This is a genomic window from Streptomyces sp. E-08 (assembly GCF_049913095.1).
GTDB lineage: Bacteria > Actinomycetota > Actinomycetes > Streptomycetales > Streptomycetaceae > Streptomyces.
Map to the genome: position 1 here is coordinate 3,657,731 of NZ_CP183971.1, position 21,925 is coordinate 3,679,655.

Consider the following 21,925-nt stretch of genomic DNA (forward strand, 5'->3'; position numbering starts at 1 on the left):
GTATGACCTGTTCGGTCCCGTTTTGACCGCTATAGGGGTGACGCGTCGCTCAGACCGCAGTCAGCCCGTGGGCCTGGAAGACCTCGCGGGCCGCGGCGACCTGCTCGGGGGTGGGGGACGGGGTGTCGTGCAGGGTGAAGGGTCTGGCGAGTGCTTGCCACTTCGCTTCGCCGAGCTTGTGGAAGGGCATGCGAAGGGCCCCGCCGGAGCGGGGCCTTCCTTCTGTGGGCTTCGCAGCGTCAGCTGGGCGCCTCGGCGTTCTTGCGGGCGTAGAACCACCAGGTCACGACCGTGCAGCTGAGGTAGAAGGCGACGAACCCCCACATCGCGCTGGTCACGGCCACCGAGCCGAACAGGGCCGGGATGAAGAAGAAGCCGTATGCGGCGATGGCCGAGGTGAATCCGGTGACGGCGCCGGACTCCATCTCCGCCTGCTTCAGGGCCCGGGCGTGTTCCGGGGTGCCTTCTTCGAGGCCCTTCAGGTGGGTGCCGCGGAAGATGACCGGGATCTGGCGGAAGGTCGAGCCGTTGCCGATTCCGGAGAAGAAGAACGCGGCGAGGAAGCAGAGGAGGAAGCCGTGGAAGGAGCCTCCGTCGCTGCCCGAGGGCAGGAAGTCGATCACGCCGACGAGGGAGGCGGCCATGCCCACGAAGGACAGGATCGTGACCCGGGCGCCGCCCCACCTGTCCGCGATCCAGCCGCCGCCCCAGCGGGCCAGGGCGCCGACGGCGGGGCCCATCCAGGCGTACGCGGCGACGGAGTAGTCCGGGAACGTGGTCTTGATCAGCATCGGCAGGGCGGCGGCGAAGCCGATGAAGGAGCCGAAGGTGCCCACGTACAGCCAGGTCATCAGCCAGTTGTGCTTGCGCCTGAAGATGATCTTCTGCTGGCGGAACGGGGTCGCCGCCACCTTGAGGTCGTTCTGCCCGAACCAGGCGACGGCCGCGAGGACCAGCAGGATCGGCACCCAGAGGAACGCGGCGTTCTGCAGGTACACCGGGGTGCCGTCGGCCTTGTGCTGGGCGGAGCCGATCGCGATCGTCGACCAGGTGATGACGATCGGGGTCAGCAGTTGGACGACGGAGACGCCCAGGTTGCCGAGACCGCCGTTGATGCCGGTCGCGCCGCCCTTCCTCGCCTTCGGGAAGAAGAAGCCGATGTTCGCGAGCGAGGAGGCGAAGTTCGCGCCGCCGATGCCGCAGAGCGCCGCGATGGCGACCATCACGCCGTACGGGGTCGTCGGGTCCTGGATGGCGATGCCGAGCCAGATCAGCGGGACCACGAGGACGGCCGTCGACAGCGCGGTGAAGCGGCGCTGGCCGATCATCGGGCCGAGGAACGTGTAGAAGATCCGGGCCGTGCCGCCGGTCAGACCCGGGACGGCCGTCAGCCAGAACAGCTGGGACGTCGAGAAGCCGAAGCCGACGTCCTTCAGACTGGTCGCGGTGACCGACCACACCTGCCACACCACGAACGCCACGAGCAGCGCCGGCACCGCGATCCACAGGTTGCGGGCGGCGACCCTCCTGCCGACGGACTTCCAGAAGAGCTCGTTCTCCGGCTCCCAGTCGGTGACCGGCCTTCCGGGACGGTACTGCTCCGTGTCGTACGAGGCGGGTGACCGGCCGGTGGTTCTGCTGTCCTGGACTACGGAACTCATGGCGCTTCCCTGGCGTTTCGGGACGGTGCTTCCTTGCCCTTCCAGGCTGCGCCCGTACCTGAGGGGGAGGTCAGTGCCGATGGTCGCCGGACGGGCGGGCCTAGGTCCCCCCGACGGGAGGCCGGAGGGACCGGGAGCACGGGCAGCGGCACCGCCCCCGCCGCTCGCCGACCGCCCTCTCCTGGCGGGGGTCGCGGCCGACCTGTGCGCGGACGGGCAAGTCACCGGGCGTGGCACGCGAGCCGGCCTGCCGCCCGCTCTGCTGTGCTGGGGCGCATGACACAACCGTTCCTGCCCCTCACCGCCCGCTCCCGCGAGGAGTCGCACCGGGCCGCCACGCCCCTGGAGCTCTTCTTCGACCTGTGCTTCGTCGTGGCCGTCGCGCAGGCCGGCGCCGAGCTGGTGCACGCGGTCGCGGAGGGCCACGCCGGCGAGGGCATCCTCAACTACGCGATGATCTTCTTCGCGATCTGGTGGGCGTGGATGAACTTTTCCTGGTTCGCCTCCGCGTACGACAACGACGACGTCCTCTACCGCGTCGTCACCCTCGTCCAGATCGCCGGTGTGCTCGTGCTCGCCGCCGGAGTCTCGCGGGCCTTCGAGGAGCACGACTTCCTCGTCGTCTACCTCGGCTACGTCGTCATGCGGGTCGCGCTCGCCTCTCAGTGGGTGCGCGCCGCGCACCACGCGACCGACCCGGCCGAGCGGACGATGTGCCGCCGGTACGCGGGCGGGGTCCTCGCCGTGCAGGTCGGCTGGCTCGCGCTGCTCCTCGCGCCCGAGCCGGCCCGCCCGTGGGTCTTCCTGGTCATGGCGCTCGCCGAGATGGCCGTGCCGGTGTACGCGGAGAAGGACGCGCCCAGCGCTTGGCACCCGCACCACATCGCCGAGCGGTACGGCCTGTTCACCATCATCGTGCTGGGTGAGACCGTCGCCGCCGCGACCGTCGCCGTGAAGACGGGCATCGCCGAGAACGACGCGCTCGGCGAGGTGCTCCCGATCGCCGCGGGCGGCCTGCTGCTGGTCTTCGCCGCCTGGTGGATCTACTTCGTGGTGCCCGCCCACGACCGGCTGACCTCCAGCCGTCAGGGCTTCCTGTGGGGCTACGGCCACTACGTGATCTTCGCGTCGGCCGCCGCGGTCGGCGCGGGCCTGGAGATCGCCGTCGAGCAGGCCGTGGGCGAGGCCCACATCTCCACGCTCGCGGCCTCCGCCTCCGTGACGATCCCGTCGGCCGTCTTCCTGTTGTCGGTGTGGCTCCTGCACGCGCGCTACTTCAAGGTCGGCATCGCGCAGCAACTGGTGCTGCCGGTGGCGTCGTTCGCGATCCTGATGTGCTCGTTCGCGGGCCGCTGGTCGGTCCTCGCGGCCGGCCTCGTCGCGGCGGCCACGGTCGCCGTCGGGGTGACGCTGACCGCCCGGAACCCGGGCACGCGCGCGCCCGCCGCCTGAGAGGCCCGACGGGGCTGGAAGAGGCACGTCCCGCCGCGACACAATCACGTACATGATCTTCCGCCTCCTCGGGCCGCTCACGGTGGCCGGCACCGCCGGAATCACCGGCGGCCCCAAGGTCCGCGCCCTGCTCACCCGGCTCCTCCTCGACGCGGGCGGCACCGTCCCGGTGGAGCGGCTCGTCGACGGGCTGTACGGGGACGAGCCGCCGGCCGGCGCGCAGGGCGCGCTCCAGGCCCAGGTGTCGCGGCTGCGCCGGGCCCTCCCGCCGGGGGTGACGGTGGAGTTCTCGCCCGCCGGGTACCGGCTGACGGTCGCGGACCCCGCCGCCGAAGTGGACGTCGTGCGGTTCGAGGCGCTCGCCCGGGAGGGCGCGCGGGCCGGCGCGGCGGGCGACCCCGGGCGCGCGGCGGGGCTGCTGCGGGAGGCGCTCGGGCTCTGGCGGGGGCCCGCGCTGGCCGACGTACGGGACGCGCCGTTCGCGGCGGGCCAGGCGGCCCGGCTCGACGCGCTGCGGCTCGACGCGGTGGAGGAGTGGGCCGCCGCCGAACTCGCCGTGGACGGCGACCCGGCCGTGCTCGTACGGGAGTTGGAGCGGTGGGCGCGGGAGCAGCCGCTGCGGGAGCGGCTGCGGGGGCTGCAGATGAGGGCGCTCGGCGCGGCGGGCCGGCAGGCGGACGCGCTGGCCGTGTACGAGGAGGTGCGGGCGGCCCTCGCGGAGGAGCTGGGGGCGGATCCGTCGCCGGAGCTGTCCGCCGTACACCTGGAACTGCTGCGGGGCGGCGGGGCGGCGCCGGAGCGGGCGTTCCCGCCGCTGCCCGCGCCGCTGACGGACTTCGTGGGGCGCGAGCGGGAGCGGGAGCGGCTGGCGGCCCTCGTGGCGGCGGCCCGTCTGGTGACCCTGGTGGGCCCGGGCGGCGCGGGCAAGACCCGGCTCGCCCTGGAGGTGGGCGCGGGGCTGCGGGGCGAGGTCCGCTTCGTGGACCTGGGGGCGGTGGCGGGCGTTCCCGGCCCGTCCGGCGAGGTCGCGGAGGCGTTCGCGACGGCGCTCGGTGTACGGGGTGCGGCGCGGCTCGAAGCGGCCCTGGCCGGGCGGCCCGTGCTGCTGATCGTGGACAACTGCGAGCACGTCGTCGTGGAGACGGCGGTCCTCGTACGGCGCCTGCTGGCCGCCTGCCCGGGGCTGCGGGTCCTGACGACGAGCCGGGAGGCGCTCGGCATCACCGGGGAGTCGCTGCTGCCGCTCGGCGCGCTGGCCCCGGAGGCGGCGGAGGAGCTGTTCGTGCGGCGGGCGGCGGGCGTCCGGCCCGGATTCACCGGTCACGCGCGCGTGGCGGAGCTCTGCTCGGGGCTCGACGGGCTGCCGCTCGCCGTGGAGCTGGCGGCGGCCCGGCTGCGGACGCTGTCCGTGGAGGAGCTGGCGGACGGGCTCGGCGAGCGGTTCGAGCTGCTGTCGCGCGGGGACCGCACCGCGCCCGAACGACACCGCACGCTGCGGGCCGTGGTGGAGTGGAGCTGGTCGCTGCTCGAACCCGGCGAACGGGAACTGGCGGCGCGTCTCTCCGTGTTCCGGGGCGGCGCGACGGCGCAGGCGGTGGCCCGGGTGTGCGGAGCGGGCGCCGGCACGTTGGCGTCGCTCGTGGAGAAGTCGCTGGTGGAGGTACGGGACGACGGCCGGTACCGGATGCTGGAGACGATCCGCGCGTACGCCGCCGAGCGGCTCCCGGACGACGATCCGGCACCCGACGCCCACCGGGCGTACTACCGGGAGCTCGCCGAGACGGCCGATCCCGAACTGCGCGGGCCCGCCCAGCTGGAGTGGCTGGCCCGGCTTGACGCGGAGGACGCCAACCTGCGGGCGGCGCTGCGGCGCGCCGCGCCGGAGGACGGGCTGCGGCTCGTGGCCGCGCTCAGCCCGTACTGGTGGCTGCGCGGGCTCCGGGGCCGGGTCGCGGCGCCGGTCGCGGAGCTCCTCGACCGGGTGGAGCCGACGGCGGAACGGGGCGAGGAGTACGCGCTGTGCGTCCTCGCGGCGGGCCTGCGCGAGGGCGGACACGTGGACCGGGCCCGGGGGTTCCTCACCTCGCGTACGGCTCCGCTGCGGCAGCCGTACACGGCGTTCCTGTGGTCGACGTCCGTGGGCCCCGTGGAGGGACTGCGGCTCGGCGACGACCCGTGGTCCCGCTCCCTGGGGCTCGTGGGCCGCGCCCATCTGACGCCGGAGCCCGCCGAGGCGGAGGCGCTCCTGACGGAGGCCCTCGCGGGCTTCCGGGCGCTCGGCGAGCGGTGGGGGACGGCGACGGCCCTGGAGGGCCTCGCGGCGCACGCGCGCGACCCCCTGCCCCTCCTGGCGGAGGCCCTGGCCCTGTTCGAGGAACTGGGCGTCGCGGAGGACGTCGTGGACCTCCTGCGCCGCCGTGCGTCCGTCCACGAGGCGGCGGGCGACCACGAGTCGGCGACGACGGACCGCGCCCGAGCGACGCGGACGGCCCGCCGGGCGGGCCTGCCGACGCCGGCCGGGGGCGACGCCACCGCCTGACGGGTCCGCCGCCGCGGCCCCCGTGGGGCGCGGTCCGACGGGGCCGTCAGCCGGCTGTCAGTGGTTCGTCAGCGGGCGGCGCGACTGTTCTTCCCGTGCCCCGGGGAGACGCCCCGCGGCACGGGAGACCCGAGGAGACCGCCATGCAGCAGCACGCCACCACCACCGCCCGTACCGCCCTCGTCACCGGTTCCTCCCGTGGCATCGGGCGGGCCGTCGCCCGCCGCCTGGCCGCCGACGGGATGGTCGTCGCCGTCCACTACGGGCAGGACGCCGCCGCCGCGCAGGAGACCGTGGACCTGATCGTCCGGGACGGCGGGCGCGCCTTCTCCGTCGGGGCCGACCTCGCCTCGCACGACGGGGTCCTCACCCTGGTCGAGGGCGTCCGGGCCGGCCTCGCCGCCCACACGGGGGAGGCGGTGCTCGACGTCCTGGTCAACAACGCCGCCGCGACGACCTCGGGCGGGCACCTCTCGGACGAGACCCCGGAGGCGTTCGACCGCGTCTTCGCCGTCAACGTCCGGGCGCCCTACTTCCTCGTGCAGGGCCTGCTGCCGGTGCTCCGCGACGGCGGCCGGATCATCAACATCGGCTCGGCCGTCACCCGTATCGCACTCGCCGACGAGCTGGCGTACGCGATGACGAAGGGCGCGATGGAGACCTTCACCCGCACCCTCGCCAACGTCGTCGGGGAGCGCCGGATCACCGTCAACACGGTCGCTCCCGGCCCGACGCAGACCGCCGGCCTCACCGCCGCCATGGCGGCGATGCCCGCGCTGGAGGGGATGCTGATCGCCGGTCAGGCGCTGCCGTGGGTCGGGCAGCCCGAGGACATCGCCGACCCGGTGGCCTTCCTGGCCTCGGAGGACGGCCGCTGGATCACCGGTACCGTGATCGACGCCTCGGGCGGCACCTACCTCGGCCCCAAGCGCTGAACCAAGCGCCGTGGTAGGCAGGGGACATGACACTCCCCGAGGAGACCGGCGGCCCGGACGCGATCACCGACGTGAGCGGGCTGCGCGTGGGGCACGCGCGCGTGGCCGGGCCGGGGGCGCTGACCGGGACCACGGTCGTGCTGGCCCCGGAGGGCGGGGCCGTCGCCGCCGTGGACGTACGGGGCGGAGGGCCGGGCACGCGGGAGACGGACGCCCTGGACCCGAGGAACGTGGTCCAGCGGATCGACGCCGTCGTCCTGACCGGCGGCAGCGCGTACGGCCTGGACTCGGCCGCCGGGGTGATGGCCTGGCTGGCGGAACGGAACCGGGGCGTGCGGGTCGGCCCCGACCCCTCACACGTGGTGCCGGTGGTGCCCGCCGCCTGCGTGTTCGACCTGGGCCGGGGCGGCGACTTCACGGCCCGCCCGGACGCGGCGACGGGCCGCGCGGCGGCCGAGGCGGCCGCCGCGAGCGGAGACCACGCGCGCGTGCCGACGGGCGCGGTCGGCGCGGGCACCGGGGCCGTCGTCGGCGGTCTGCGGGGCGGTGTGGGGACGGCGAGCACCGTCCTGGAGTCGGGCATCACGGTCGGCGCGCTCGTGGTGGTGAACGCGGTGGGCTCGGCCGTCGACCCGACGACGGGCGTCCCGTACGGCGGCTACTTCGAGGCCGGCCGGCCCGCCTTCCCGGCCACGGCGGTCCACGAGGCGGCGCTGAGACGGCTCGCCGAGGCGCGGAACGCGGCCGCCCCTCCCCCGATGAACACCACGCTCGCGGTCGTCGCGACGGACGCGGCACTGACCCGGGCCCAGGCGCAGAAGGTCGCCGGCACCGCGCACGACGGCATCGCGCGCGCGGTGCGCCCGGTGCACCTGATGAACGACGGGGACACGGTCTTCGCGCTCGCGACCGGGGCACGGGAGCTGCCGGCGGGGCCGGGGCCGCTCGCCCTGAACGAGATCCTGGCGGCGGGCGCGGACCTGGTCACCCGGGCGATCGTCCGCGCGGTCCTCGCGGCGCCGGGCGGTCTGCGCGGCCCGGGCGGCGACTTCCCCTCGTACGGGGAGCTGTACGGACCGGACGCGGGCGCGTACTCCCGGTAAGCCCAAGGGAGTTGAATGAAAGGGGCGGGAACTTCCCAAGCGGGCCCTTCGTTTTCCGGAACCCCGGACCAGATGTCAGACCCAGGGACTACGTTAAGCAAGCACCAAGTGACATGCGGCGACGGCCTGGAGACCCTCTTGAACGATCCGCAGGATCCTCACGATCCGTACGAGACGACCGAGACGCACCTTGAGCGGCTCCTCGGCCGGGCGCTCAACTCCTTCGATCTGCCCGACTCGACCGTCGAGCGCCTCGGCACGGCGCTCGCCCACTCCAGCGCGCTGCACTCCTCGCACCACAGCGCGTCGCTGCACCGCACGACCCACCGCCACACCTATCTGCTCCCCGACGGCAGCGCCCTCAGCCTCTGGGAGCTCGTGCACAACGCCGGCCGGGACGGCACCGAGCAGCACGAGCTGTACACGGAGGAGTCGGAGGTGCGGCTCGCCGCGTCCCGCCTCCCGACCGGACCGCTGCAGGGGTGGACGGCGGAGCGCGCCGACGGCCGCGCCCTCGACGAGGACGACGACCTGGAGCTGCTGAGCGCCCTGCTCGCCCGCCCGATACCCGCCCAGCCCCGGATGTACGTGCCGGACAACTCCGCCGACCACGCGCGCCGCGTCCTGCGCCGCGCGGAGAACGCGGACCGGCCGGGCGAGCGGACGGCCCGCCGTCTCCGGCTGGCCTTCGCGCACCACATCACGCAGGCCTTCGGCCGGCACTGCCCGGTGGAGGGCGGCCGGGACGCCGGCTTCACCCTCTACGAGCACCAGTTCCTGCTGCTCGACGGCAGCGAGGTCAGCCTCTGGGAGGTCGAGCACACGGCGACGCCCGACGGCCGGCACATGTGCGAGGTGTACGAGGACGAGCACGCGGCCCGCGGGGCGATGGAGTCCCGCTCCCGGGTCCGCTGACGCGGGGGCCCGGCAGGGTCCGGGCCGGGCTTCGCCGAGGCGTGGCCCGGCCGCCTCCGAAGGGCGCCGCGACCCACCGCCGCCGTCAGCGGGCGAGAGCGGGGGCCGCGGCCTCGGCCAGCCGCTCGACGGCGAACGCCCGGTTGGCGCGGGTCTGTTCGCGGTAGCTCTCCGGGAGGTCCGGCAGCGCGAGCAGCCGGTCGCAGGCGGCGAGCGCGGCGGCGTGGTCCCCCACCCAGTACGCGGTGATCGAGTACTCGAAGAGCAGCCCCCACCGGTACACCCACGGCTGGGTGAACAGCACGTCGTCCGGCATCTCCCGGTCCACGACGGCGGACACGATCGCGTGGGCGGTCTCGTGGCGCCGCGCCTTCCGGAGCCGCGCCACCAGCTCGTAACAGGCCTCAAGACGCCCCGGCCTCGACTCCCAGGCCCGCGAGAGGGCGTCCATGCCCGCCGGCCAGTCACCGGCGTCGGCGCGGAGGACACCCGACTGGAGCAGCGAGAAGTAGACCTCCTCGCCCCAGCCGCCCATGGCCGCGCGCCGCTCGTAGAGGGCGACGGCCTCGTCCCTGCGGCCCATGTCCCGGAGGGTCTGCGCCAGGTAGAAGACCGTGCGGTGGTTCGTCGGGTCCCGGTCGAGCTCGGCGCTCAGGAGGCGGGCGTCGCGCTCGAACTTGTCGTGCCGCGAGCCGCCGTCGGCATGGTCCTCGATGACGAGCGCGTCCAGGTTCTCCTGGACGTGGTCACGGTCGGCCGTCAGGTACTCGTGGGTGACGCCCTCGTACCGCCACGGCAGATCGCCTCTGACCAGGCGTTTGATGCGGTACTCGACGGTCCCCTGGTGGCGGATCATGTACGCGTCGGCGAGCGGGCCGCCCGCGGACGGCAGCGGGGAGTCCTGCCGCAGGACGTGGTCGGCGTCGAGGAGCAACAGGTAGTCGGCACGGCCGCGGGCGTGCGCGATGTTCAGGCTGCGGTTGTGGCCGAAGTTCACCCACGGTTCCTCGTGGAGCTCTCCGGGGATGCCGTCGAGGGCCTTGCGGATCAGGTCCTGGGTGCCGTCGGTGGAACCGGTGTCGGAGATGACCCAGGTGTCGACGAGACCGCGGACGGAGGCGAGGCAGCGCTCGATCACCGCGGCCTCGTTCTTGACGATCATGCACAAGCAGATGGACGGACGCACGGCAACACCACTTCCGGTGGGGGGCGGGGGAGCGCCCGGGGGCCGATGGGGTGGGTGACCCTATGGGCCGCTTCCGGCGGTGCCGCGTCGGCGCGCCGACGGGCCGTTCGAAATTCGCCGTCGCGTACGCATCCATTCGGCTATCCGTGTTAGGCCATGGCGCTGAGAGCGCCCGAAATCGGTCAAGACTTTGCACGCGCGATCCGATGATCCGACCAGGGGAGCGGAAATCCGTTCCCCTCTCGATCGCGCTCACACCGGCCTCGTTGCCGGTGGAGGAAGGAGCATGCATGCGTCCTGACGCCAGGACCAGGTCCCCGCTCGGCCCGCTGCCCCGACGCCGCGGATGGATCTGCAGCGGAGCCATCGCCTCGGTCGCCCTCGTCCTCACGGGCTTCGCCTCGCCGGCGGTGGCCTCGTTCGGACAGACCTCCGCTTCGACGCTGGCGGGCCCCCCGCCGGGAGGCCACTGCGAGGAGCGACCCCCGCACCACCAGGGCGGACACCACGAGGACGGTCCTCCCCCGTGGGAGCAGGACGGCCCGCCGCCGGGCCAGGAGGACGGCCCGCCCCCCTGGGAGCAGGACGGCCCGCACGGTGACCTCGCGGCCTTCCTGAACCGCCAGATCCAGCCGCTGGTGGAGGGCCAGGCACCGCGCGCCGTGACGGCGGCGGCGCTGCGAGGAGGAGGGGGCGACGACGACTGCCAGGTCGGCCCCACGGGCCCGACGGGCCCGACCGGACCGACGGGCCCGACGGGTGCGACGGGTGACACCGGACCGACCGGGCCGACGGGCCCGACGGGCGCCACCGGCGCGACGGGAGCCACGGGTGAGACCGGCGCGACCGGGGCCACCGGCGCGACGGGCGCCACCGGCGACACGGGCCCCACCGGCCCGACCGGCCCCACGGGAGCCACCGGGGCGACGGGCGCGACCGGAGCAACCGGTGACACGGGTCCCACCGGACCCACCGGACCCACCGGACCCACGGGCGCCACCGGAGCCACGGGTGCCACCGGCGCCACCGGCGCCACCGGCGCCACCGGCGCCACCGGCGCCACCGGCGCGACAGGTGCCACCGGTCCGTGCTCCGACATCGACCTCTACGCCCCCTCCAGCACCGAGGACGAGCAGGCGGTGCTGACCGGTGGCCGGGTCTATGTCGGAAGGGCGCCCTCGGCGGGCGGAATCATCACCTGGCAGGACCTCACCAACGCCACGGCTACCGCTACCGATCCGGCGAACCCGAACTTCCCCGGCAACGCCTGCGGTGTCTCCTACGACAACCAGGGCAACACGGCCCTCGTCAAGATCGTGACCGTGAACGGGCAGGTGTGGCAGACAGTCGGCCAGACCAACGGCGGCAACTTCATCTGGAACCAAGCCTGGAGCCAGCAGACGACACCCACCCCGGCGGCGCTGCGCTCCGGCAACTTCAAGCGCGCCCTGCCTCCCGGCACCGCGCGCAACCTCATCCCGGGCCTGAAGCGCCCCTGACCGACAGGAGACACGGCTGAGGGGCGGTGCGCGTCATGCGCACCGCCCCTCTTCACGTCCCTCGCGCTCAGTGCGTGAGCACCGGCTCCTTCTCGACCGTCACGGCCTCGTCGGCGTCGTCGCCGCCCTCCAGGTGCTGCTTCGGCTTGGCCGGCAGCGCGAACATCACCAGGAAGATCAGGGCGAGCACGCCCGCCGCCCAGCCCAGCGAGTTCTGGAAGGCGTCCGTGAACGCCGCCCCCACCTCGGTCGGCGCCTTGGCGAGCTTCTCGTCGTCGATCGTCCCGAAGAAGACCACCGACACCAGGCCGAGTCCGAGCGCGTTGCCCATCTGCCCGGTCGTGTTGATCAGGCCCGAGGCCGAGCCGGCGTGCTCCTTCGGCACCTCGGAGAGCACCGCGTCCGTCAGCGGCGCCACGATCAGGCCCATGCCCAGACCCATGACCACCAGCGGCGGGATCATCTGCCAGGAGTGGATCCCGGTCCCGTACCGCCCGGCCTCGAAGAGGTAGAGCAGGACGCCCGCGATCATCGTCAGCGCGCCCGCCTGGAGCACCTTCCGGCCGAAGCGCGGCACCAGCTTCTGCACGGACATGCCGGCCGCCACCGAGACCGCGATCGAGAACGGCACCCCGGTCAGGCCCGCGTGCAGCGGGGTCCAGCCGAGCCCGATCTGCATGTAGAGCGTCCAGACCAGGAAGAAGATGCCGAGGACGACACCGAACGTCAGCTGCACGGCGATACCGGCCGCGAAGCTCTTCACCTTGAACAGCGACAGCTCGACGAGCGGCGAGCCGTCCTTCTTCGTCTTGTACTTCTCGTACGCCACGAGCGCGCCGAAGACGAGCAGGCTGCCGGCCATCATCAGGTGGCCCCACAGCGGCCAGTCCAGCTCACGCCCGCGCGTCAGCGGGTAGACCAGCATGAGCAGCGCCGCCGTCACCAGGAGCACGCCGACCAGGTCGAGCTTGAGCGCCTTCGGCGCCTTCGACTCGGTGATGAACTTCCGGCCCAGGATCAGGGCGGCGACGCCGACCGGCAGGTTGATCAGGAAGATCGGGCGCCACTCCAGGCCCGCGATGTTCCACTGGGTGAGCAGCGCGCCGAGCAGCGGGCCCGACACCGCACCGAGGCCGATGATCGCGCCGAACATGCCGAAGACCTTGCCGCGCTCGTGCGCCGGGAAGGTGACGTGGATGATCGACAGGACCTGCGGGACCATCATCGCGGCCGCCGCACCCTGGAGCAGACGGGAGCCGACCAGCATCTCCTGGTTGGCCGCGAAGCCGCAGAGCGCCGAGGCGAGGGTGAAGCCGGCCGTGCCGAGGAGGAAGAGCCGCTTGCGGCCGTAGATGTCCCCGAGCCGCCCGCCGGTGATCAGACCGGCGGCGAACGCGAGCGCGTACCCGGCGGTGATCCACTGGATGGCCCCGAACGAGGCGCCGAGGTCCTTCTCGATGCTGGGGATCGCGATGTTGACGATCGTGGCGTCGACCAGGTCCATGAAGGCGGCGGTCATGACGATGGCAAGGGCGATCCAGCGCCTCTTGTCGCTGGCCGCTGCAGCTTCGGTGGCGGCGTCGTGTGAACTCATACGAAGAAGATAAGAGTCATGTAGGTCAGGTCATGTCCTAGATGGGCCCCATCCTGGAAGACATGACGGACACCCCGGCACGACTCCTGAATCTGCTCTCGCTCCTCCAGACACCGCGCGAGTGGCCCGGAAGCGAACTCGCCGAGCGGCTCTCGGTCTCCCCGCGCACCATCCGCCGCGACATCGACCGGCTCCGTGACCTCGGCTACCCCGTCGAGGCGACCATGGGCGCCGTCGGCGGCTACCGCCTCGTCGCCGGTACGGCGATGCCGCCGCTGCTCCTCGACGACGAGGAGGCCGTCGCGATCGCCGTCGGCCTGCGCGCCGGGGCCGGGCACGCCATCGAGGGCGTCGAGGAGGCGTCCGTACGGGCCCTGGCCAAGCTGGAGCAGGTGCTGCCCGCGCGGCTCCGGCACCGGGTCTCCACCCTCCAGAACGCCACGATCCCGCTGACCCGGGGCGACGGCGCCACCGTCACCCCCGCCACGCTCACCGCGCTCGCGGGCGCGGTGACCGGGCACGAGCGGCTGCGGTTCGGCTACCGGGCCGGGGACGGCACGGAGTCGAAACGGCTGGTGGAGCCGTACCGGCTGGTGTCGACGGGGCGACGCTGGTACCTCGTCGCGTACGACCTCGGTCGCGAGGACTGGCGGACCTTCCGGGTGGACCGGGTGAGCGAGCCCTTCCCGACGGGCGCGCGCTTCACGCCACGGGAGCTGCCGTCGGGCGACGCCGCCACGTACATGGCCCGGTCGATGGCGCGCACCCAGGGCGAGGTCGACCTCGACGTGTCCTTCGCGGCGCCGGCCGAGTTCGTCGTGGCCCGCCTCCCGTCCCACCTCGTGCCGGTCGCGACCGGCCCGGCCCACTGCCGGCTGCGGGCCCGCGTCGCCGACTCGGTGGAATGGCTGGCCCTGCGGCTGGCCCTGATGGACGTCGCCTTCACGGTCCACGGGCCGGAGCCGCTGGTGACGTACATGCGGGACCTGTCGGCACGCCTGGCCAACGCCACGAAGCCGTGAACGTACCCTGCCGAGGTCAGCGGCCCCACCGAGGCGGCGCCCACCCCGTGGGGCCGTCGTTCCGCCGGGGCGGCGCCCACCCCGTGACCGGGGTGGCGCCTGCACCAGCGGTGGGCTGGTGCAGGCCCCCAGAGGTTGCGGGCCGCTCTAGGCCACCGCGTCGAAGCCCGTGTCGTGCGCCATCTTCTTCAGTTCCAGCAGCGCGTGCTTCTCGATCTGGCGGATCCGCTCGCGCGTCAGCCCGTGCTGCTTCCCGACCTCCGTCAGCGTCCGCTCGCGCCCGTCCTCGATCCCGTACCGCATGCGGATGATCGAGGCCGTCCGGTGGTCGAGCTTGTCGATCAGGTCGTCGAGCTCCTCGCTGCGCAGCAGGGTCAGGACCGACTGCTCGGGCGAGATCGCCGACGTGTCCTCCAGGAGGTCGCCGAACTGCGTCTCGCCCTCGTCGTCCACCGACATGTTCAGCGAGACCGGGTCACGCGCCCAGTCGAGCACGTCCACGACGCGCTCGGGCTTCGTGTCCAGCTCGGCCGCGATCTCCGCCGGCTCCGGCTCCCGGCCGTTCTCCCGGTTGAACTCGCGCTGGACCCGGCGGATCCGGCCGAGCTCCTCCACGAGGTGGACGGGGAGCCGGATGGTCCGGGACTGGTCGGCGATCGACCGGGTGATGGCCTGGCGGATCCACCACGTGGCGTACGTGGAGAACTTGAAGCCCTTCGCGTAGTCGAACTTCTCGACCGCGCGCACCAGGCCCGCGTTCCCCTCCTGGATCAGGTCGAGCAGCGGCAGCCCGCTGCGCGGGTAGCGCCGGGCGACGGCCACGACCAGCCGCAGGTTGGACTTGATGAAGAGGTCCTTGGCACGCTCGCCCTCGGCGACCAGTGCTTCGAGCTCCTCACGGGTCGCCCCGCCCCCGTCGCTCTCCACCTCCTGATCGAGTATCTGCTGGGCGTAGACGCCCGCCTCGATCGTCTGGGAGAGCTCGACCTCCTTGGCGGCGTCGAGCAGGGGGGTGCGCGCGATCTCGTCGAGGTACATGCCGACCAGGTCGCGGTCGGCGATCTCCCCGCCCACGGCGCGAACGCTGCTTGCCCGTGCGGCCCCGCTCTGGGCGGAGGTCTGACGACGGGCGACGGCACGGGTTGCCATGCGTGCTCCCTTGCTGAGTAGGTCGCGACACCCTTCCGGGTGCCCTGCATCCGACGGAAACAACGACTGGAATCAGGACAGAATTCCCACCCGGCACATGGATTTTCGCGATCATGCAGTATCCTGCGCGGCCGCCGCCCCCGCGGGCACGCCGCAGGAACCCATGGAGGTGCAGGTCAGACCGGGCACGGAGGGTGAAACGGCGCCCCTCGCGGGCGCACACGACCACGCTGTCGGTGAGACCGCGATCACATGCGGCGCCATCCCTTCAGACGCCGTCACACGGGTCACGGTTGCCTCCCGCGTGGACGACCTCGCCTCCGCCCTGGGGCCTAGGTCCCGAGGCCGTTCCGCCCCGGCACCCCCCGCACCTAGCGTCGCTCCCATGACCGACACCACCGGCACCCTCGACGAGGCCCTCGAACGGCTCCACACCACGGGGCCCGAGCGCAACGGCTGGCTCACCAACCACGCCCCCATGGCCGTGGAGGCACTGGTCCGCCACGGCCAGGCCCCGGCCGTGCACCGCTGGCTCGACCACTACGCGCCCAAGCTGGAGGAGCTGCCGCCCGCGCACCTCCCGGTCACGGCGGGCACCTGGCGGGAGGCGCTCGGCGACCCGGCCCGGATCACCGACTGGACCCGCTTCTTCTCCCGCGAGCTGGCCGACCGGCCCTGGCGGGACGTCCTGGCCGAGTGGTGGCCCCGGCTGCTGCCCGGCATCGCGGGCGGGGCGACGCATCCGGTGATCCGCACGGGTCACGCCGTACGGACCCTGCTCACGACGGAGGAGACGGCGCCGCGCCGCGCGGAGCTGGCGCACGCCCTCGGCTACTGGGCGGCCCGCCACCTGCCTCTGCCGCCGCTCGCCCCGCTGGCCGTCGCGCCGACGGCCGCGGCCGCGCTGGACGCCGTACCACCGGTTCCGGAGCAGGACGGCGGGATCCGGACCCGGCTCGCGCAGCTGACGGCGTTCCCCGTGTGGGGCGAGGCGCCGGATCCCGGGACGGCGAAGGAGCTGCTCACCGAGCTGGTGACGGCGGCGACGCACCGGTACGCCTCCCACGGCCACGGCGAGCCGATCATGCTGGTGCACGCGGCGACCGCGCCGAACGCGGTCCTGCGGACCCTGCCCGCGCTCCCCCGCGAGCTGTGGGCGCCGAGCGTGGCGGCGGCCTGGGCGGCGGCGGCCGCGGTGACGGCGGCCTACACGCCGCGCGAGGCCGCCCCGTACGCCCGGACCGGCCTCACCCCGGAGGAGGTCTTCGAGCGGGCGGCGGCGCACGGCGACGACCACACGATCAAGTTCACGGACACGGCGCTCGACGTGGGCGACCCACTCGCGCTGGCCGCCGCGGTCCGCTCGATCGAGCTCAATCCGCCCCTGCTGTAGCCGTCACTCGATCGAGCTCAATCCGCCCCTGCTGTAGCCGTCAGCCGAACTGGACGGACCGCTTGGCGAGCCCCATCCAGAAGCCGTCGATCACGGACCGTTCCGCGTCGAGGTCGCCGGCCGCGTCCGCCGCGCCCATGGTGACGAAGAGCGGGGCGAAGTGTTCGGTACGGGGGTGGGCGAGGCGGCCGGCCGGGGACTTGTGCTCGAAGTCCAGGAGGGCGTCGACGTCGCGCGCGGCGAGCGCCTCGCTGCCCCAGGCGTCGAACTCGGCGGACCAGCCGGGGACGCCGGGGCCGGTGTGGCGGAGGGCGGCGAGGTTGTGGGTGAAGAAGCCGCTGCCGACGATCAGGACACCCTCGTCGCGCAGCGGGGCGAGCCTGCGCCCGATGTCCATGAGCCGGCGCGGGTCGAGGGTGGGCATGGAGATCTGGAGGACGGGAATGTCGGCGCCGGAGAACATCTCGACGAGCGGCACGTACGCGCCGTGGTCGAGGCCCCGGTCGGGGATGTCCTGCACGGGCGTTCCGGGGGCGCGGAGCAGCTTGCGGACGGACTCGGCGAGCTGCGGGGCGCCGGGGGCCGCGTACTGGACGCGGTAGTAGTGCTCGGGGAAGCCCCAGAAGTCGTAGACGAGGGGGACGGTCTCGGTGGCACCGAGCGCGAGCGGGGCCTCCTCCCAGTGGGCGGAGACCATGAGGATCGCCTTGGGGCGCGGCAGGCCCGCGGCCCAGGCGGCGAGCTCGCCGGGCCAGACCGGGTCGTCGGCGAGCGGCGGGGCTCCGTGGGACAGGTAGAGGGCCGGCATCCGTTCGAGAGTGGCGTCCATGGCGTCGACCTTCCCGGTCCTTGGAGCTAGTCCTTGGAACTAGTCCTTGAAACTTCAAGCTAACTGTTCACACGGTAACGCCACATAGTTCAACTTTCAAGAACGAGTCGTACGATGGGAACCATGGGAGACATGACCGAACCCCGCTGGCTGACCGACGAGGAGCAGCACGTCTGGCGCGCGTACCTGCACGCCACCACGCTCCTCGAGGACCACCTCGACCGCCAGTTGCAGCGCGACGCCGGGATGCCGCACATCTACTACGGGCTCCTCGTCCAGCTCTCCCAGGCCCCGCGCCGCCGGCTGCGGATGACCGAGCTGGCCAGGAGCGCCAAGATCACGCGCTCCCGGCTCTCCCACGCGATCGCCCGCCTGGAGAAGAACGGCTGGGTACGGCGCGAGGACTGCCCCTCCGACAAGCGCGGCCAGTTCGCCCAGCTGACGGACGAGGGGGCGGAGGTCCTCCGTCGGAACGCCCCCGGGCACGTGGCGGCCGTCCGCCAGGCCATGTTCGACCGGCTCTCCCCCGAGCAGGTGGAGCAGCTCGGCGCGATCATGCGGGTGATGGCCGAGGGCCTCGAACCCACGGACGCGAACGCGGACCTGCCCTGGCTCCGCTGAGGCGGAACCAGGGCAGGAGGTGACCGGCAGACCGGCAGACCGGTAGACCGGTAGACCGGCTCAGTGCGCGACGACCGGCACCTTCACCTCGTCGTCCGCGCCCGCGCCGGACCCGACGACCTGTCCGGTCCCCGGCTTCCCGGTGTTGATGAGCACGAAGGCGATCGTGGCCGAGAGGGCCAGGATGCCGACCGCCCACCAGATGGCCGCCGCGTACCCCTCGACCATGCCCTGGAGCTGGAGCAGCTTCTGCGCGGCCGGGGTGGTCGCGCCGGCGGCGTGGTCGGTCAGGTAGGCGGTGGTCGCCGAGGCGGCGATCGTGTTCAGCAGGGCCGTACCGATGGCGCCGCCGACCTGCTGCGAGGTGTTGACCATCGCGGAGGCCACACCGGCGTCCCGCGGGTCCACGCCGAGCGTCGCGAGCGACATGGCCGGCATGAACGCCGTACCCATGCCCAGGCCGAGGAGCAGCTGCGCGGGCAGGATCAGGCCGGCGTACGAGGTGCCGATCTCCAGCTGGGTGAGGAGCAGCATGCCGACGCCCGCGGTCAGGAAGCCCGGCGCCATGAGGAGGCGCGGCGGGACCCGGGTCATCAGCCGCGTGCCGATCTGGGTCGAGCCCACGATCATGCCCGCGATCATCGGCAGGAACGCGAAGCCCGTCTTGACCGGCGAGTACCCCTTCACGACCTGGAGGTAGTACGTGAGGAAGAGGAACAGACCGAACATCGCGATGACGGCGAGGCCCAGCGACAGGTAGACACCACCGCGGTTGCGGTCGGTCAGGACGCGCAGCGGCAGCAGGGGGGACCGCACCTTCGACTCGGTGAGCACGAAGGCGAGGAGCAGGACCGCGGAGCCGACGAAGAGGCCGATCGTGCCGGCGTCGCTCCAGCCCGCGGACTCGGCGCGGGTGAAGCCGTACACCAGGGAGACGAGGCCCAGGGTGGAGAGGATCACGCCGGGGATGTCGAGCGCGGAGCGGTTGCGGCCGCCCTCGGGCTCGCGGACGACGAGGTACGCGCCGACGGCGGCGACCACGGCGAACGGGATGTTGACGAAGAACGTCCAGCGCCAGTTCAGGTACTCGGTGAGGAAGCCGCCGAGGATCAGGCCCACGGCGCCGCCGCCACCGGCGATCGCGCCGTAGATGCCGAAGGCCTTCGCGCGCTCCTTGGCGTCGGTGAAGGTCACGGCGAGCAGCGAGAGCGCGGCCGGCGCGAGGAGTGCGCCGAAGGCGCCCTGGAGCGCGCGGGCACCGAGCATCATGGCCTCGCCGGTCGCGGCCCCGCCGAGGGCGGAGGCGGCGGCGAAGCCGATCAGGCCGGTGATGAAGGTCCGCTTGCGGCCCCACATGTCGGCGATGCGGCCGCCGAAGAGGAGGAGACCGCCGAAGGCGAGGGCGTAGGCGGTGATGACCCACTGCCGGTTGCCGTCCGAGATCCCGAGGTCCTGCTGGGCGGAGGGCAGGGCGATGTTCACGATCGTCGCGTCGAGGACGACCATCAGCTGGGCGAGGGCGATGAAGATCAGGGCTTTCCAGCGGCCGGCGTCGGCCTGGATCGCGGTCTTGTCGGGGATTTCGGGCATGGGGCTAGCCACCTCTTGGCGCGTACTGGCGAAAAAAGGACGTAAGGGAGTGCTTGTTAGGACGTAAGGAAGTGCTTGTTACGTAAGTCAGGGGCCCTGGAAGGGGGTGCTCACGACGAGGAGCAGGAGTCGCGTCTCAGGTCCTCCAGGGTCGCGGCCTTCCCGGGCAGCTCGGAGCGGGCGGGCGCCTCCAGGCCGTCGAGGAACAGCTGCAGGTGGCGGTGGACGAACCGGTCGAAGGCCCCGCAGGCGGACCCGGGCAGCGGCCGGGTCAGCTGGGAGAGCGCCACCATCAGGTCGCCCACGCCGACGTCGGCGCGGAGCCGGCCGGCGCGCTGCGCCCGGTCGACGAGGCCCTGGACGGCCTCCTCCAGGCGGTCGCGCTCGGCCATCAGGTCGGGGTGGTTCTTGTCGAAGGCGCCGTCGAGCATCGGGCACAGGGCTCCGATGCGCTCGTCGGCGGCGCCGCGCGTGAAGCGGCGGAGGGCGGCGAAGGAGTCGTCCTCCTCCTCGGTGGCCCGCTCGGCGAGCTCGGTGACGCGGGCCATGATCGAGAGGACGACCTCGCGGACCAGGTCGTCGCGCTCGGGGAAGTTCCGGTAGAGCGTGGCGTTCCCGACGCCGGCCCGGCGGGCGACCTCGTCGTACGGCACCTGGGGTCCGAACTCGACGAACATCTCGCGCGCCGTCGCCACGATCCGCTCGCGGTTGCGCAGGGCGTCGGCCCGCGGGCGGGGTACGCGACGGGCGGGCGCGGTATCGGCGGTACGGGTCACGCCACGACCTCCTCACAGTCATCCGGGGCCCCGGTTCGGGTCCCCTTCCGGGTCCTGTCCGGGTCGGATCCGGGCCCATCCGGGGAAAGAGTCCCCACTTCGTTCGACACAGGCGTAAACGGGGACCGAGTCCCCGGTTATTTCAAGCCACTATGTGACCTGCGTCACACGCCTTCCCGCTCCGTGGGATACCCACGATCGGGCCACCCGGCGCGCGCGCCGGGACCCCGCGTCACAGGCTGATCGCACAGCGCGGACCCGCGAGGCCGGGTCGCGGCGCCGACCTGCCCCGACCGGAGAGGCGACGCATGCAGCACCCCCGCCGACGGATACGCAGACCCGTCGCCCTGGCGGCGACCACGGCCCTCTCCCTCGCCCTGCTCGCCTCGGCGAGCAGCACCCTGCCCGGGCCCGCCCCGGCCTCGGCGGGCCCCGTGGCCGCCGCGCCGAGCGGGGCCCAGCTGGGGCCGTGCCGCATCGCCACGACGATGGGCGTGCAGATGTCGGAGGGGCTGCCCACGGCCCCCGGATACGTCCGCTCCACGGGCCTCGTCAGGGCCCTCAACCTGATGATCGACTTCCCGGACGCCCCCGGGGACGGCACGGCCATGGGCCGCTTCCGCGAGTTCTTCCCGCAGACCGCGGACTGGTTCCGCACCAGCTCGTACGGGCGTCTGCACTACCAGGCGGAGGCGCCGATACCCGACTGGCTACGGATGCCCCGGGCCTTCTCCGCGTACGGCATCGAGCGCGGCTCACCGTACGAACCGGGCTACCGCTCCCTCGTCGAGGACATCGTGAAGGCCGCCGACGCGCGGGTCGACTTCAGCGCCTACGACCTGGTCAACATCCTCGTCACGCCGAACGCCGGGCCCTCCGCCCTCGACACCGTCCTGTCCGTGACCTTCTCCGGCAACGACGACGCCCCCTACGCCGACGGCGTGCCGCTCGCCAACACGTCCTTCGTCTACAGCCGCCAGGACGACGGCTCCGGCAGCTTCGGCGAGACCGGCTACCGCGTCCTGCCGCACGAGAACGGCCACGTCTTCGGCCTGCCCGACCTCTACACCGCGGACGGCGGCGGCACCGTCGGGCACTGGGACATCATGTCCGAGGACTGGGGCGCCAACAACGACCTCCTCGGCTGGCACAAGTGGAAGCTGGGCTGGCTCGACAACGACCAGGTCAGCTGCGCCTCCGGCCCCGGCACCGGCGACTACAGCCTCACCCCGCTCGCGGTCCCCGGCGGACCCAAGCTCGCCTTCGTCCCGCTCTCCGGCACCTCCGGATACGCGGTCGAGGTCCGCAGCCGCGACGGCAACGACGAGGCCGTCTGCGACCAGGGCGTGCTCGTCTACCGGGTGGAGTCCGACGTCGACACCGGCCACGGCCCGGTGACCGTCGCCGACAGCAACCGGGCCAGCGGCGGCTGCACCCGCCGGGCCAACGTCCACGCGGAGCTCTCGGACGCCCCGTACGGCCCCGGCGAGACCTTCACGGACCGCGCCAACGGCATAAGGATCACCGTCCTCGACGAGGACGACACGGGGGCGTACCGGATCAGGATCACGCGGCGCTGAGGGCGTACCGGATCAGGATCACGCGGAACAGAAGGCGCACCGGATCAGAATCACGCAGAACTGAAGGCGCACCGGATCAGG

At 73.0% G+C, this 21,925-nt stretch carries 18 protein-coding genes; 10 read left to right on the forward strand and 8 right to left on the reverse strand.

Annotation, left to right across the window (positions count from 1 at the left end; all coding sequences use genetic code 11):
• Positions 1 to 49: 49 nt before the first annotated feature.
• Positions 50 to 190: a hypothetical protein gene (locus ACN9MM_RS16630; protein ID WP_426364359.1), complete on the reverse strand. Its 141-nt coding sequence runs from the start codon at positions 188 to 190 to the stop codon at positions 50 to 52.
• Positions 191 to 239: 49 nt separating this feature from the next.
• On the reverse strand, positions 240 to 1,661 hold the full coding sequence (locus ACN9MM_RS16635) for an MFS transporter (protein WP_426364360.1): 1,422 nt from the start codon (positions 1,659 to 1,661) through the stop codon (positions 240 to 242).
• A gap of 276 nt (positions 1,662 to 1,937) precedes the next feature.
• Between ACN9MM_RS16635 and ACN9MM_RS16640 the strand changes: the two genes are divergently transcribed.
• The 5 genes from ACN9MM_RS16640 (at position 1,938) to ACN9MM_RS16660 (ending at position 8,605) form a co-directional block, all read left to right on the forward strand.
• Positions 1,938 to 3,113, forward strand: coding sequence for a low temperature requirement protein A (locus ACN9MM_RS16640; RefSeq protein WP_426364361.1), 1,176 nt, complete (start codon positions 1,938 to 1,940; stop codon positions 3,111 to 3,113).
• Positions 3,114 to 3,165: 52 nt separating this feature from the next.
• Positions 3,166 to 5,652, forward strand: coding sequence for a BTAD domain-containing putative transcriptional regulator (locus ACN9MM_RS16645; protein WP_426364362.1), 2,487 nt, complete (start codon positions 3,166 to 3,168; stop codon positions 5,650 to 5,652).
• Between the two features lie 143 nt (positions 5,653 to 5,795).
• Complete coding sequence (locus ACN9MM_RS16650) at positions 5,796 to 6,587, forward strand: SDR family oxidoreductase (protein WP_426364363.1); 792 nt, start codon at positions 5,796 to 5,798, stop codon at positions 6,585 to 6,587.
• A 26-nt stretch (positions 6,588 to 6,613) separates the two neighbouring features.
• On the forward strand, positions 6,614 to 7,690 hold the full coding sequence (locus tag ACN9MM_RS16655; protein ID WP_426364364.1) for a P1 family peptidase: 1,077 nt from the start codon (positions 6,614 to 6,616) through the stop codon (positions 7,688 to 7,690).
• A 72-nt stretch (positions 7,691 to 7,762) separates the two neighbouring features.
• Positions 7,763 to 8,605 (forward strand): DUF6227 family protein, encoded by an 843-nt coding sequence (locus tag ACN9MM_RS16660; protein ID WP_426364365.1) that lies wholly within the window; start codon positions 7,763 to 7,765, stop codon positions 8,603 to 8,605.
• A gap of 85 nt (positions 8,606 to 8,690) precedes the next feature.
• Here the strand turns inward: ACN9MM_RS16660 and ACN9MM_RS16665 are convergent, their stop codons facing one another.
• Complete coding sequence (locus ACN9MM_RS16665; RefSeq protein WP_426364366.1) at positions 8,691 to 9,767, reverse strand: tetratricopeptide repeat-containing glycosyltransferase; 1,077 nt, start codon at positions 9,765 to 9,767, stop codon at positions 8,691 to 8,693.
• Between the two features lie 314 nt (positions 9,768 to 10,081).
• On the opposite strand from ACN9MM_RS16665, the gene ACN9MM_RS16670 reads away from it, so the two are divergent.
• Positions 10,082 to 11,290: a hypothetical protein gene (locus ACN9MM_RS16670; RefSeq protein WP_426364367.1), complete on the forward strand. Its 1,209-nt coding sequence runs from the start codon at positions 10,082 to 10,084 to the stop codon at positions 11,288 to 11,290.
• A 67-nt stretch (positions 11,291 to 11,357) separates the two neighbouring features.
• Here the strand turns inward: ACN9MM_RS16670 and ACN9MM_RS16675 are convergent, their stop codons facing one another.
• Positions 11,358 to 12,884, reverse strand: coding sequence for an MFS transporter (locus tag ACN9MM_RS16675; protein WP_426364368.1), 1,527 nt, complete (start codon positions 12,882 to 12,884; stop codon positions 11,358 to 11,360).
• A 62-nt stretch (positions 12,885 to 12,946) separates the two neighbouring features.
• On the opposite strand from ACN9MM_RS16675, the gene ACN9MM_RS16680 reads away from it, so the two are divergent.
• Entirely contained in the window at positions 12,947 to 13,906 is a 960-nt protein-coding gene (locus ACN9MM_RS16680; RefSeq protein WP_426364369.1) for a helix-turn-helix transcriptional regulator, read from the forward strand.
• Positions 13,907 to 14,053: 147 nt separating this feature from the next.
• Here the strand turns inward: ACN9MM_RS16680 and ACN9MM_RS16685 are convergent, their stop codons facing one another.
• Positions 14,054 to 15,055 carry a sigma-70 family RNA polymerase sigma factor gene (locus ACN9MM_RS16685; RefSeq protein WP_426364370.1) on the reverse strand — a complete coding sequence of 334 codons (1,002 nt, stop codon included), beginning with the start codon at positions 15,053 to 15,055 and terminating at the stop codon, positions 14,054 to 14,056.
• A 385-nt stretch (positions 15,056 to 15,440) separates the two neighbouring features.
• Between ACN9MM_RS16685 and ACN9MM_RS16690 the strand changes: the two genes are divergently transcribed.
• Positions 15,441 to 16,448: a questin oxidase family protein gene (locus ACN9MM_RS16690; protein WP_426364371.1), complete on the forward strand. Its 1,008-nt coding sequence runs from the start codon at positions 15,441 to 15,443 to the stop codon at positions 16,446 to 16,448.
• A gap of 40 nt (positions 16,449 to 16,488) precedes the next feature.
• On the opposite strand, the gene ACN9MM_RS16695 is transcribed toward ACN9MM_RS16690, so the two are convergent.
• On the reverse strand, positions 16,489 to 17,277 hold the full coding sequence (locus ACN9MM_RS16695) for a dioxygenase (RefSeq protein ID WP_426364372.1): 789 nt from the start codon (positions 17,275 to 17,277) through the stop codon (positions 16,489 to 16,491).
• Between the two features lie 114 nt (positions 17,278 to 17,391).
• On the opposite strand from ACN9MM_RS16695, the gene ACN9MM_RS16700 reads away from it, so the two are divergent.
• Positions 17,392 to 17,898 (forward strand): MarR family winged helix-turn-helix transcriptional regulator, encoded by a 507-nt coding sequence (locus ACN9MM_RS16700; RefSeq protein ID WP_426364373.1) that lies wholly within the window; start codon positions 17,392 to 17,394, stop codon positions 17,896 to 17,898.
• A gap of 60 nt (positions 17,899 to 17,958) precedes the next feature.
• Here the strand turns inward: ACN9MM_RS16700 and ACN9MM_RS16705 are convergent, their stop codons facing one another.
• On the reverse strand, positions 17,959 to 19,488 hold the full coding sequence (locus ACN9MM_RS16705; RefSeq protein ID WP_426364374.1) for an MFS transporter: 1,530 nt from the start codon (positions 19,486 to 19,488) through the stop codon (positions 17,959 to 17,961).
• A gap of 110 nt (positions 19,489 to 19,598) precedes the next feature.
• Positions 19,599 to 20,264, reverse strand: coding sequence for a TetR/AcrR family transcriptional regulator (locus ACN9MM_RS16710; RefSeq protein WP_426364375.1), 666 nt, complete (start codon positions 20,262 to 20,264; stop codon positions 19,599 to 19,601).
• A gap of 308 nt (positions 20,265 to 20,572) precedes the next feature.
• Here ACN9MM_RS16710 and ACN9MM_RS16715 point away from each other — a divergent pair, with 308 nt between their 5' ends.
• A complete protein-coding gene (locus ACN9MM_RS16715; RefSeq protein WP_426364376.1) occupies positions 20,573 to 21,844 on the forward strand; it encodes a M6 family metalloprotease domain-containing protein in 1,272 nt (423 codons plus the stop codon).
• Positions 21,845 to 21,925 lie beyond the last annotated feature (81 nt).

Excerpts from the sequence above, each read along its gene's own strand:
- ACN9MM_RS16695 (WP_426364372.1), bottom strand. The coding sequence starts at position 17,277 with ATGGACGCCACTCTCGAACGGATGCCGGCCCTCTACCTGTCCCACGGA.
- ACN9MM_RS16685 (WP_426364370.1), bottom strand. The coding sequence starts at position 15,055 with ATGGCAACCCGTGCCGTCGCCCGTCGTCAGACCTCCGCCCAGAGCGGG.
- ACN9MM_RS16660 (WP_426364365.1), top strand. The coding sequence starts at position 7,763 with ATGTCAGACCCAGGGACTACGTTAAGCAAGCACCAAGTGACATGCGGC.
- ACN9MM_RS16690 (WP_426364371.1), top strand. The coding sequence starts at position 15,441 with ATGACCGACACCACCGGCACCCTCGACGAGGCCCTCGAACGGCTCCAC.
- ACN9MM_RS16705 (WP_426364374.1), bottom strand. The coding sequence starts at position 19,488 with ATGCCCGAAATCCCCGACAAGACCGCGATCCAGGCCGACGCCGGCCGC.
- ACN9MM_RS16655 (WP_426364364.1), top strand. The coding sequence starts at position 6,614 with ATGACACTCCCCGAGGAGACCGGCGGCCCGGACGCGATCACCGACGTG.
- ACN9MM_RS16675 (WP_426364368.1), bottom strand. The coding sequence starts at position 12,884 with ATGAGTTCACACGACGCCGCCACCGAAGCTGCAGCGGCCAGCGACAAG.
- ACN9MM_RS16645 (WP_426364362.1), top strand. The coding sequence starts at position 3,166 with ATGATCTTCCGCCTCCTCGGGCCGCTCACGGTGGCCGGCACCGCCGGA.
- ACN9MM_RS16715 (WP_426364376.1), top strand. The coding sequence starts at position 20,573 with ATGCAGCACCCCCGCCGACGGATACGCAGACCCGTCGCCCTGGCGGCG.
- ACN9MM_RS16680 (WP_426364369.1), top strand. The coding sequence starts at position 12,947 with ATGACGGACACCCCGGCACGACTCCTGAATCTGCTCTCGCTCCTCCAG.
- ACN9MM_RS16635 (WP_426364360.1), bottom strand. The coding sequence starts at position 1,661 with ATGAGTTCCGTAGTCCAGGACAGCAGAACCACCGGCCGGTCACCCGCC.
- ACN9MM_RS16630 (WP_426364359.1), bottom strand. The coding sequence starts at position 190 with ATGCCCTTCCACAAGCTCGGCGAAGCGAAGTGGCAAGCACTCGCCAGA.
- ACN9MM_RS16700 (WP_426364373.1), top strand. The coding sequence starts at position 17,392 with ATGGGAACCATGGGAGACATGACCGAACCCCGCTGGCTGACCGACGAG.
- ACN9MM_RS16640 (WP_426364361.1), top strand. The coding sequence starts at position 1,938 with ATGACACAACCGTTCCTGCCCCTCACCGCCCGCTCCCGCGAGGAGTCG.
- ACN9MM_RS16650 (WP_426364363.1), top strand. The coding sequence starts at position 5,796 with ATGCAGCAGCACGCCACCACCACCGCCCGTACCGCCCTCGTCACCGGT.
- ACN9MM_RS16670 (WP_426364367.1), top strand. The coding sequence starts at position 10,082 with ATGCGTCCTGACGCCAGGACCAGGTCCCCGCTCGGCCCGCTGCCCCGA.
- ACN9MM_RS16665 (WP_426364366.1), bottom strand. The coding sequence starts at position 9,767 with ATGATCGTCAAGAACGAGGCCGCGGTGATCGAGCGCTGCCTCGCCTCC.